The 11,889-nt window shown below is 39.1% G+C and carries 8 protein-coding genes; 5 read left to right on the forward strand and 3 right to left on the reverse strand.

Annotated features, from left to right (window positions below; translation table 11 throughout):
* The first annotated feature begins 198 nt into the window (after positions 1 to 198).
* The 4 genes from putA (at position 199) to gntR (ending at position 7,856) form a co-directional block, all read left to right on the forward strand.
* Positions 199 to 3,804, forward strand: a complete 3,606-nt coding sequence (putA, locus tag A1D25_RS07350) for a bifunctional proline dehydrogenase/L-glutamate gamma-semialdehyde dehydrogenase PutA (RefSeq protein WP_157395048.1) — start codon at positions 199 to 201, stop codon at positions 3,802 to 3,804.
* A gap of 294 nt (positions 3,805 to 4,098) precedes the next feature.
* A complete protein-coding gene (locus A1D25_RS07355; RefSeq protein WP_157395049.1) occupies positions 4,099 to 5,076 on the forward strand; it encodes a ribonucleotide-diphosphate reductase subunit beta in 978 nt (325 codons plus the stop codon).
* Positions 5,063 to 6,772: a ribonucleoside-diphosphate reductase subunit alpha gene (locus A1D25_RS07360; RefSeq protein ID WP_157395050.1), complete on the forward strand. Its 1,710-nt coding sequence runs from the start codon at positions 5,063 to 5,065 to the stop codon at positions 6,770 to 6,772. The genes A1D25_RS07355 and A1D25_RS07360 overlap by 14 nt, the downstream gene beginning before the upstream one ends.
* Positions 6,773 to 6,857: 85 nt before the next feature.
* A complete protein-coding gene (gene gntR, locus A1D25_RS07365) occupies positions 6,858 to 7,856 on the forward strand; it encodes a gluconate operon transcriptional repressor GntR (RefSeq protein ID WP_157395051.1) in 999 nt (332 codons plus the stop codon).
* On the opposite strand, the gene A1D25_RS07370 is transcribed toward gntR, so the two are convergent.
* Positions 7,853 to 8,368: a gluconokinase gene (locus tag A1D25_RS07370; RefSeq protein ID WP_157395052.1), complete on the reverse strand. Its 516-nt coding sequence runs from the start codon at positions 8,366 to 8,368 to the stop codon at positions 7,853 to 7,855. The two genes, gntR and A1D25_RS07370, sit on opposite strands and share 4 nt — an antisense overlap.
* Before the next feature lie 188 nt (positions 8,369 to 8,556).
* Here A1D25_RS07370 and A1D25_RS07375 point away from each other — a divergent pair, with 188 nt between their 5' ends.
* A complete protein-coding gene (locus A1D25_RS07375) occupies positions 8,557 to 9,906 on the forward strand; it encodes a GntP family permease (RefSeq protein ID WP_157395053.1) in 1,350 nt (449 codons plus the stop codon).
* 69 nt (positions 9,907 to 9,975) lie between these two features.
* On the opposite strand, the gene cysE is transcribed toward A1D25_RS07375, so the two are convergent.
* Both cysE and gpsA read right to left on the reverse strand, forming a co-directional pair.
* Complete coding sequence (gene cysE / locus A1D25_RS07380) at positions 9,976 to 10,794, reverse strand: serine O-acetyltransferase (protein WP_157395054.1); 819 nt, start codon at positions 10,792 to 10,794, stop codon at positions 9,976 to 9,978.
* A gap of 21 nt (positions 10,795 to 10,815) precedes the next feature.
* Positions 10,816 to 11,826, reverse strand: coding sequence for an NAD(P)H-dependent glycerol-3-phosphate dehydrogenase (gene gpsA / locus A1D25_RS07385; protein ID WP_157395055.1), 1,011 nt, complete (start codon positions 11,824 to 11,826; stop codon positions 10,816 to 10,818).
* Between the last annotated feature and the right edge of the window lie 63 nt (positions 11,827 to 11,889).

The following is an 11,889-nucleotide window of genomic DNA, read 5'->3' on the forward strand; positions in this document are numbered from 1 at the left end:
ACAAAATAAAATCTGTTATTTTTCAATTGGTTATAACTTTCCTTGTAGGGACGCCACGCTGGCGTCCGAATGAAAAAAGACTTTGTCAATAATCTGAGGGATATATCCTTCCGTCTTTTTTGTATTTTAAATATAAAGCGGTCAGTTCTGTCTATGTTTTTGCAAAAAGAGCTGACCATCACTTTTAAGGAGAAATATATGCCAACATCAACTTATCAACTATTACCCAAAACAGGTATTCGCCCTGTGTTAAGCCAACATTATCGCATTGATGAACAAACCTTAGTTCAGCAACTGTTAGAGCAAGCTAAAACTGATGAGTTTTCAGCAGAGATTAAATCTCTTACTAAAAAATTAGTGGAAAAAGTGCGTGTTTCTCGCAAAAAAGCCAGTGGCGTTGATGCGTTGATGCACGAGTTTTCACTTTCTAGCCAAGAAGGTGTGGCGTTAATGTGCTTGGCGGAAGCATTATTGCGTATTCCAGATACTGCTACCGCAGATAAATTGATTAGAGATAAAATTTCAAAAGGAGATTGGCGTTCACATACGGGAAATAGCCCATCTTTATTTGTTAATGCAGCCGCTTGGGGATTAGTGATTACTGGGAAATTAGTTTCTACCCATAGTGAAAGTAGTCTATCTTCTGCACTTTCTCGCTTAATTGCCAAAGGAGGAGAACCTGTTATTCGTAAAGGGGTTGATGTGGCAATGCGTTTGCTCGGTAAGCAGTTTGTTACAGGCGAAACCATTCAGCAAGCAATTCAAAATGGCGAAAAACGTTTTGCGATGGGCTATCGTTATAGCTACGATATGTTAGGTGAAGCCGCATTTACCGAAGAAGATGCTAAACGTTACTATGCGGATTATGTTGCCTCTATTCACGCAGTTGGGGCAGTTTCTCGTGGCTTAGGCGTATATAAATCTTCGGGTGTATCAGTTAAATTATCGGCTATTCACCCACGTTATAGTTTGGCACAGCACCAACGGGTGATTGATGAGCTTTATCCTCGTTTAAAAGAACTTTATTTACTAGCAAAACAGTATGATATTGGTTTAAACATTGATGCAGAAGAAGCCGACCGTTTAGAACTTTCGTTAGATTTAATGGATCGTTTATTAGCCGATCCTGATTTAGCCGGTTTTAACGGTATCGGTTTTGTGGTGCAAGCCTATCAAAAACGCTGTCCACACGTTATTGATTATTTAATTGAAAAAGCGCGTGAAAATAATCGTCAGTTGATGATCCGTTTAGTGAAAGGGGCATATTGGGATACGGAAGTAAAACGTGCTCAAATGGATTGTGCCGAAGGCTATCCTGTATTCTCTCGCAAAGTGCATACAGATTTAAACTATGTTGTGTGTGCTAAAAAATTATTAGCGGCTCAAGATGTGATCTATCCACAATTTGCTACCCATAATGCTCAAACACTTTCTACCATTTATCATTTAGCTAAAGGGAAACGTTTTGAGTTCCAATGCCTACACGGAATGGGCGAAACCCTTTACGATCAAGTGGTTGGCGAAAATAACTTAAATGTACAATGCCGTATTTATGCTCCTGTGGGCTCTTATCAAACACTATTGGCTTATTTGGTTCGCCGTCTGTTAGAAAATGGGGCAAATAGCTCATTTGTAAATCAAATTGTAGATGAAAATTTAAGTATTGATGATTTAGCAAAAGACCCTGTTGAGAAAGCCGCAGTAACAGAAGGAACAATGCACCCGAAAATTCCTCTCCCTGTCAATCTCTTTGCTGATCAACGTCAAAACTCAAAAGGCTATGATTTAACTGATGCAATTCATTTACAGCAATTACAAGAAAAACTGAATGAACTGGCTACCCAAGAGTATCACGCTGCCCCACAAATTGCAGATGGTAAAGCAGAAAAAGAAGAAAGCCGCCCTGTGTACAACCCTGCTAATGTTTCTCAATTAGTAGGCGAAGTGGTTGATGCCACAGCAGGAGATGTGGCGAAAGCCTTTGAGCTTGCGAGTGAATTTAAATCAGAATGGCAAAATACCTCGCCAATAGTGCGTGCCGAAGCCTTAGAAAAAATGGCTGATTTAATGGAAGCTAATATGCCACAACTTTTTGATTTGGCGGTGCGTGAAGCAGGTAAAACCTTAAATAATGCGATAGCCGAAGTGAGAGAAGCGGTCGATTTCTGTCGCTATTATGCAAAAGAAGTGCGTTCAAATCCTGAAGGTTATCGTTCTCCAAGAGGGATTGTGGTTGCAATCAGCCCTTGGAACTTCCCTCTCGCCATTTTCGTTGGGGAAGTCTCTTCTGCCTTAGTCGCTGGTAATGTTGTGTTGGCAAAACCTGCGGAGCAAACATCACTAATGGCTCATTATGCGGTGAATTTATTCTATCAAGCAGGTATTCCAAAGCAGGCATTACAATGCTTACCGGGAAGTGGGAAAGTAGTCGGTGCAGCGTTAGTATCCGATTCTCGTGTGGACGGTGTTATTTTCACAGGTTCAACAGAAACCGCTAAGCATATCAATGCAAACTTGCAAAAATCAGAAAAAATCGTACCGCTTATTGCTGAAACTGGCGGACAAAATGCAATGATTGTTGATAGCTCGGCATTAGGCGAACAAGTTGTGGCTGATGTGCTTAACTCTGCCTTTGATTCAGCAGGGCAACGTTGTTCTGCGTTGCGTGTGCTTTATTTACAACGTGATGTCGCTGATCATATTTTAACGATGTTAAAAGGGGCGATGGCGGAATTAAAAGTAGGCAGACCGCAACAGCTCAATACCGATGTAGGCCCTGTGATTGATAAAATTGCTCAACAACGTTTGTTAGATCATATTGAGAATATCAAAAAGGTGGCAAGTGCGTATTATCAAGTAGCGATTGAGCCTGAAATTGAACAAAATGGTATTTTTGTTCCACCAACATTATTAGAAATCGATCATATCAGCCAACTTAAACACGAAGTTTTTGGGCCTGTGCTACACGTTATTCGTTTTGATACGGATAAATTACCGCAAGTGATGGCAGACATCAATTCAACAGGTTTTGGCTTAACCAGTGGGTTACATAGCCGTATTGATGAAACGGTCGATCTCTGGATTGATACCATTCACGCAGGTAACTTATATGTCAATCGTAATACCGTAGGGGCTGTGGTAGGTGTACAACCATTTGGCGGAATGGGGTTATCTGGAACAGGCCCGAAAGCAGGTGGCCCGTTATATTTACAGCGTCTAGTAAATCGTTCTGAATGGCAATTAACGGGGTTAGAAGGTGGAAAAACCGTTGATACGACATCACTTGTAACGGGGATCAATAATGTGCTATCTGGCACAGAACGCCAAAATGCACTTGATTTAGTCCAAAGTCTTAGTCGTCAATCGCCTCTTGGTAAAGTCTTCAAAATGCAAGGTATTACCGGGGAAAATAACTTTATGCGATTTGAATCTCGCCCTGTGATTGCAATCGGTAATGGCTCACTTTATCAGCAAATTCAAGCACTTATTGCCATTGTGGTATGCGGAAGTAAAGCGGTGGTTACTCGTAGTAGTGAACTTGCCAAACAAGCAACTCAATTTGCAGGCAATGTGATCGTTGTTGATGATTTGAATAGTCTTGCTAATCTCAGTACGCTGATTGTGTTAGAGCAACTTTCTGTGGAAGAAAAATCACATTATGCAACACGTTCTGGGGCTATTTTAACCTATGTGGAAAACCTTGATTTAGCGTTATCCTTATTCCCTCTTGTTCACGAAAAAGCGGTCAGCATTAACACTGCTGCTGCGGGGGGAAATGCGAGCTTGATGAGTGAAATGGATTAAAATAAATATCGCTTAAAATGCTAAAATTTCAAGCGGTCGGATCAGTATGATTTTTTACAAAAATAGTGGAAAATCCGACCGCTTGCTTTTACTATATGTTGTAATTATGGTTATATCAAATAACAATATGTTGTGATTTCTACAACGGTTATTTACGAAAAAATTTTTCCTTTAAAAATCAAATACTCACTACCAACTAATCGCATTGTCGATTTGTCAAGACCTTGTTTTAAGAAAAAATATCTCTAGAATATGCCACAGTTTCACATTGTAAATTAAAAGGTCTAATTCATTATGTCTCGCAATATTTTTGAAAAACGTTTGCAAATTAAACCTTACGAATACCCTGAACTACTCGAATTTAAAGATGCAATTCGCCACTCTTATTGGTTGCATACCGAGTTTAATTTTACAGGCGATATTCAAGATTATCGTACCAACATTAACGATCACGAACGCCACGTTCTAACTCGTACAATGCTTGCAATCTCTCAAGTTGAAGTGAGCGTAAAACGTTTTTGGGGCGATTTATATCGTTATTTTCCAAAACCTGAAATTGATGATGTAGGCGGAACTTTCGCTGAGAGTGAAGTTCGCCATAAAGATGCTTATTCATTTTTGCTTGAAAAATTAGGCTTAAATGAGATGTTCACACAAATTACAGATATTGAACCTTTAATGGCTCGTATTCGTTATATGGAAGATTTTATGCGTGATAAAGACGATGGTCAGGATCGTTTTGTGTTATCACTCGTATTATTCTCACTGTTTGTTGAGCATATCTCGTTATTTGGGCAATTCCTTGTGATGATGTCGTTTAATAAGCATCGTAATTTATTTAAAGGAATTTCAAACGCCGTTGAAGCAACGTCAAAAGAAGAAGAAATTCACGGGCGTTTTGGCATTGCACTTTATGAAATTTTGCGTGATGAGCATTCTAACCTGTTCACTCCTGAATTTTATGAAGAATTAAAATTGCTTGCAGCTCAAGCATTGGAAGCTGAACGTGGCATTTTAGATTGGATCTTCGAAGAGGGTGATTTGAGCTTTATTAGCCGTAAAACTGTCGAGAACTATATTATGCACCGTTATAATAATTCTTTAATCGCATTAGGCTTAGAACCGCCACACGATATTGATCCTGAAATGTTAAAAGAAACAGAGTGGTTTGATATTGAGATCATTTCAACGAAAGAAACTGATTTCTTTAACAAACGTAGTACCGATTACAGTAAAAAAATGAAGCAGATTACCGCCGATGACTTATTCTAACGCTTACTATCAGCCGAAGTTATTTGAGCTCGGCTATACAGACGAAAACCGTCCAGATTTCCACTGGTTAAATGATGATAGCCGTCTATTTTTACAACGTGGCTACCTGTTAGAAGGCACAACTGCCTTAGAACGTATCCGCTTTATTGCCGAACACGCCGAGCGTAAATTGGGCATTGAAGGCTATGCAGATAAATTTTATCACTATATGGCTCGTGGATATTTTTCTCTCTCTTCGCCAATTTGGTCTAACTTTGGTTTAGATCGTGGTTTACCTATTTCTTGTTTTGGTAGCTATATTGGCGACTCCATTCACGAAATTATGGTAACAACCGCAGAAGTCGGAATGATGAGCAAAATTGGGGGGGGGACTTCTGCCTATTTTGGCGATATTCGTCCTCGTGGTAGTGCAATCAAAAATAACGGTAAGTCAGACGGTTCTTTTAACTTTAGTAAGTTGTTTGATACAGTCATTGATGTGATTTCTCAAGGGACATCTCGTAAAGGTCAATTCGCAGGCTATATTGATATTGAACACGGCGATATTGATGAGTGGCTAGATATTCATACTGAAGGTAACCCAATTCAATTAATGTACTATGGTGTTTGTGTTGGACACGACTGGCTTGAGTCAATGAAAGCGGGTGATCCATATAAGCGCCAACTTTGGGCAAAACTTTTGCAACGTAAAACAGAAACGGGTATTCCGTATTTGTTCTTTAAAGATAATGCTAATGCTGGTCGCCCAGATGTGTACAAAGATAAAAATATGACCGTTCACGCATCAAATCTTTGTACCGAAATTATGTTGCCTTCTAGTGCAGATGAGAGCTTTGTTTGTTGCTTATCATCAATGAATTTACTCTACTTTGATGAGTGGAAAGATACCGATGCACCAGAAGTGCTAACTTATTTCTTAGATGTTGTGATGTCTGAGTTTATTGAGAAAAGTGCAGAAATTCCATTCTTAGATCGTGCAAATCGTTTTGCTCGCAGACATCGTGCATTGGGCTTAGGCGTATTAGGTTGGCACAGTTATTTACAGGCAAATAATATTGCTTTTGATAGCTTTGAAGCGATGCAGAAGAATAATATTATCTTTAAAACACTCCAAGAAAAAACATTGCAAGCATCAAAAGAACTTGCACAGCGTTTTGGAGAGCCAGAATTACTGAAAGGCTATGGTCGCCGTAATACTACTTTATTGAGTATTGCTCCAACCAAATCAAGTAGCTTTATTTTAGGCAGCGTATCGCCTTCAGTTGAGCCATTTAAATCTAACTATTATGTTAAAGATTTAGCGAAAATTAAAACTGTTTATAAGAACCCATTCTTAGAAAAACTGTTACAAGATAAAGGGATTGATACTCAAGAAATTTGGGATAGTATTTTACTTAATGATGGTTCTGTTCAGCACCTCTCACAACTGTCAGATCAAGAGAAAGAAGTCTTTAAAACCTTCTCTGAGATCAGTCAATTAAGTGTGATTCAGCAAGCGGCACAGCGTCAAAAATATATAGACCAAGGGCAAAGTATCAACATTATGGTTCACCCAGCAACCCCAGCTCGTGATCTCAACCAGTTATACTTAACGGCAGAAGAACTTGGTTTAAAATCCATTTACTACCAATATTCAATGAGTGCAGCCCAAGTATTCAACCGCAACTTACTCAGTTGCAGTAGTTGCGAAGGCTAAATAAACGCTATAAGCGGTGAGATTTCTGTAAAATTTTGCAAGGATCTTACCGCTTTTGGTTTTCCATTTATTCTAATCCATACTAATGACCAAACATAAACGCCCGACTTTACAAGATATTGCGACACATCTTGGTATTACCAAAATGACTATCAGTCGCTATTTGCGTAATCCAAATTCGGTAGCTATTGCAACTCAAGAGCGGATTGCTCAAGCAATAGAGCAGTTTGGTTATATTCCTAATCGTGCTCCAGATATTTTATCCAATGCTAAAAGTCGTGCTATTGGTGTATTAGTACCGTCTTTGACGAATCAAGTTTTTGCCGATGTCATTAAAGGGATTGAGCTGATTACTGATCAAGCAGGCTATCAAACAATGTTGGCTCACTATGGATATAGTGTTGAAAAAGAAGAAAAGAGAATTGAATCACTACTTTCTTACAATGTTGATGGGATTATTCTATCTGAGAATCATCATTCCGAACGTACACGAAAGATGCTAGAAATCGCTCATATTCCTGTAATTGAGATTATGGATAGCAGTGAAGTCGGAATACAACAAGCGGTGGGTTTTGATAATATTTCTGCGGCTCAAGCTATGGTGGAGACAATGATCCAACGTGGGCATAAAAATATTGTTTATTTTTCTGCTCGAATGGATAAACGCACCCAATTAAAAATGCAAGGCTATGAATTAGCAATGAAAAAATATGGATTGATTCCCCATAGTTTAAGAACAGAACAGCCGTCTTCATTTAGCTTAGGTTCAAGCCAATTACAACAAGCCTTAAAGCAATTTCCAAATTTAGATGGAATTTTCTGTACCAATGATGACTTAGCAATTGGGGCATTATTTGAATGCCAGCGTTTAGGAATCCAAATTCCAACGCAAATAGCTATCGCAGGCTTTCACGGACACGATGTAGGGCAATCACTCACCCCACAACTCGCTACTGTGATCACGCCACGCCTAGAAATTGGGAAAGTTGCAGCTCAAGAATTGTTAGATCGAATTAATGGACTACCACAACAAAAAAGCATCATCAATCTAGGTTATCAAATTCATCTTGGTGAAAGTATCTAAATTAAAGGCTTAATTGCCCCCACACACTGTTCAACCACTTGCTCAAAATCGCCTTGAATATCAATAAAAATCACGTCAGGTTCTAATGATAAATCAGGTGTTTCTAAGGTATCAAACTGGCTCTTTAGCATATCCACTTTCATATAATGCCCTTTGCGTTTTTGCATTCGTGCCAAAACTGTTTCAAATGAGCCTTGTAAAAATAAGAATGTGATGTTTTCATTCCCTTGGCGAATTAAATCTCGATATTGCTTTTTTAAAGCAGAGCAGATAATAATCCCTTTCTCACTCTTTTGCTCTAGGCTGAATGCGGCATCATTGATTCTAGTCAGCCAAGGTTTTCGATCTTCGTCATTAAGTGGAGTTCCACTTCCCATTTTGATGATATTTGCTCTTGGGTGTAAATCATCGCCATCAATCAGTTTTAGCCCTAAACGATGGGCAACAGCCGTCCCAACAGATGTTTTTCCTGTACTAGATACTCCCATCAAAATAAATGCTTTTCCTGACATATACCACCTCCAAATGTTACCGATAACTTATTTGTATAATATAAAATAGCATTTTAAATACAGAATTCATCCATATTTTTCAAAAAATTTGAACTATTTCACAAAATTGAAATAAATAGTAATACGCTATTTACATTGATAGTGAATAAACTTATGTTACCGATAACAAAAAACCTATCGGAGGATATATGCTTATTTTTACAATGATAGCCGCTATTCTTTTACTGCTTGTACTTATTATGAAATTTAAAGTACACGCTTTCGTGGCTTTAATTATCGTTAGTTTATTAACCGCACTTGCTACGGGCATCCCAGTAGATAAGATCTTACCTACTTTATTAGGTGGCTTTGGTAGTACATTAGCGTCAGTTGCTCTATTAGTGGGGCTTGGTGCAATGATTGGTCGCTTACTTGAAATTACTGGGGGAGCAAAGGTTTTAGCCGATACGCTCATCAATAAATTTGGTAAAGAGAAAGCACCTTTCGCATTAGGGGTAGCATCACTCTTATTCGGATTCCCAATTTTCTTTGATGCGGGTTTAGTCGTAATGTTGCCAATTATTTTCAGCGTAGCTAAACAATTTGGTGGCTCTGTATTACGTTATGCTTTCCCATCTGCGGGTGCTTTTGCTGTAATGCACGCATTCTTACCGCCACACCCAGGCCCTGTTGCATCAGGTGATTTATTAGGTGTGAATATGGGATTATTAGTTATTGTTGGTTTAGTCTGTGCAATTCCAACTTGGTACATTGGTACTTATCTGTTTAGTATGTTTATTAGTAAACATATTCACGTTGATTTACCTAAAGCATTTTTAAATACAAATGCTATCAATGAAACCTCTGTACAAAACCCTCCAAGTTTTAAACGCGTTTTAATTGTATTATTACTCCCTATTTTCTTGATCCTATTTGATACTGGTTTAAATACATTAAGTGTTGCCAAAGTTATCGATGGTTCTGAGCTTTGGGTACAAAGTTTACGCCTAATCGGCAAAACACCGATTGCATTACTCATTACATTATTGGTTGCAATTGCACTCCTTAGAGATAATCGTAGTTACGATCAAATCGAAAAAATCTGTAATAATGCTTTAGGCCCTATTTGTTCAATCGTACTGGTAACAGGTGCTGGTGGTATGTTCGGTGGCGTATTAAGAGCGAGTGGGATTGGCGATGTGTTATCAAATATGATGTCAGATACAGGGATGCCAATTATTGTTGCAGCGTTCCTAATTGCGACTACACTTCGTGTTGCACAAGGTTCAGCAACCGTCGCATTAACCACTACGGCAGCACTTATTGCCCCAACCGTTGCCAATGCTACTGATTTGAGTCAATTTGATCTCTGTTTTATTGTGATCTCCATTGCATCAGGTGCAACAGTACTTTCACACGTTAATGACTCTGGTTTCTGGTTGATGAGCCGTTTTTTAGAAATGGATGAGAAAACAACCCTAAAAACTTGGACTGCACTTGAAACTTCTATTGGATTAGTCGGCTTTATTATTGCTTTAATTGGTAGTGCTATTTTATAGAGAGAATAGACAAGCGGTAAGTTACGCAATTTATTTTGCTAATCTTACCGCTTATTTCTTATTAGGAAACTAAATTCCAGCCCCATCAAGTAAACCTTCATTATTTTCAAAATATTGGTTCATTTCAAAAGCAGGTTTCTGTGTTTGGGATTGACCAATAATTCGAGCAGGAACGCCAGCCGCAGTTGCGTATTCAGGAATTGCATTGAGTACCACAGAATTTGCCCCAATTTTTGAATAGCGTCCGATTTCAATATTTCCGAGAATTTTAGCCCCTGAGCCGATCATTACGCCTTCACGAATTTTAGGGTGGCGGTCGCCATTTTCTTTACCTGTTCCCCCTAGGGTAACGCCTTGTAAAATCGAAACGTCATTTTCAATTACCGATGTTTCGCCCACCACAATGCCTGTTGCGTGATCTAACATTATTCCACAGCCAATTTTTGCCGCTGGGTGAATATCGACATCAAAGGCAACAGAAATTTCATTTTGTAAATAAATCGCTAGGGCTTGTCTGCCTTGATTCCATAAATAATGGGTTACTCGATAGCTTTGTAAGGCGTGATAACCTTTGAGATAAAGTAATGGTGTACTCCATTTATCGACTGCAGGATCTCGTGTGCGAACGGCTTCAATATCACAAGCGGCACTGGTAATAATTTGTGGGTTTGCGTGATAGGCTTCTTCAATAATCTCTTTTAGAGCAATCGCTGGCATAATGGCATTTGAAAGTTTATTCGCCAGAATGTAGCTTAGTGCATCACCGAGATTATGGTGTTTTAAAATTGTGGCGTGGAAGAAACTTGCAAGCATCGGCTCACTATTAACTAACTCTTGAGCTTCTTCACGAATGTTTTGCCAAATTTGCTGTGGATTAATGTCTGCCATATTTCCCCCTTTATAATTTGATTATTCACCTTTACGTTCTCGACCTAATAAGGCTTTTACAACATCATTAGCTTGTTTACCGCAGAATAACATTTGATAGATTTGTTCGACAATAGGCATTTCTACGCCCTGTTGTTGAGCAAGCAAGTAGGCTTCTTTTGTATTATAAAAACCTTCAACTACTTGACCGATTTCTGCCATTGCTTGTTCGGCATTTTTACCTTGACCAAGCATTAGCCCAAAACGGCGATTGCGTGATTGGTTGTCAGTACAGGTTAAAACCAGATCACCTAATCCTGCCATTCCCATAAAAGTGGTTGGGTTTGCTCCTAAAGATGCACCTAAGCGGCTTATTTCAGCTAAACCTCGCGTGATCAATGCGGTGCGAGCATTTGCCCCAAAGCCCATTCCATCAGAAATACCTGCCCCAATCGCAATAACATTTTTAATTGCCCCGCCTAACTGAACACCAATCATATCGCTATTGAGATAAACTCGAAAGGCTTTTGCACAGTGAATACGCTGTTGCATTTGATCAGCAAAAATAGGGTTATCCGATGCTAGAGAAATCGCTGTGGGTAAACCTTGTGCTAACTCTTTCGCAAAAGTTGGACCTGATAACACAGCAAGCGGGTAGTTTTGCCCTAAAATTTGCAATACAACCTCTTGCAATAATCGTCCTGTATCTCGCTCTAACCCTTTAGTCGCCCAGATAATACGATGCTCAGACGTAAGTAAAGGTTTTATTTGTTGCAAGACTTCTGTAAAAACGTGGCTAGGTACAACAATCAGTAAATCTTTGGCTTTTTGCAACGCTTGGGATAAATCAGCTTCTATCTCTAAAGCATCTGGAAATGGGATATCAGGTAAAAATTCGTGATTTTGGCGAGCTGCTGCCATTACTGCCATTTTCTGTGGGTTATGCCCCCATAAATAAGTTTTATGTCCGTTACGCGATAAGGCAATTGCCAAAGCAGTACCGTAAGATCCTGCACCAAGCACAGTAATTGGGGCGGTATAAGTAGTATCCATTACTCTTCAATCTCATCTAAAAAAATAGGTATGCTTAACATATCCCAGACTGATGACAAACCC

Source organism: Ursidibacter arcticus, assembly GCF_009761375.1.
Taxonomy (GTDB): Bacteria; Pseudomonadota; Gammaproteobacteria; order Enterobacterales; family Pasteurellaceae; genus Ursidibacter; species Ursidibacter arcticus.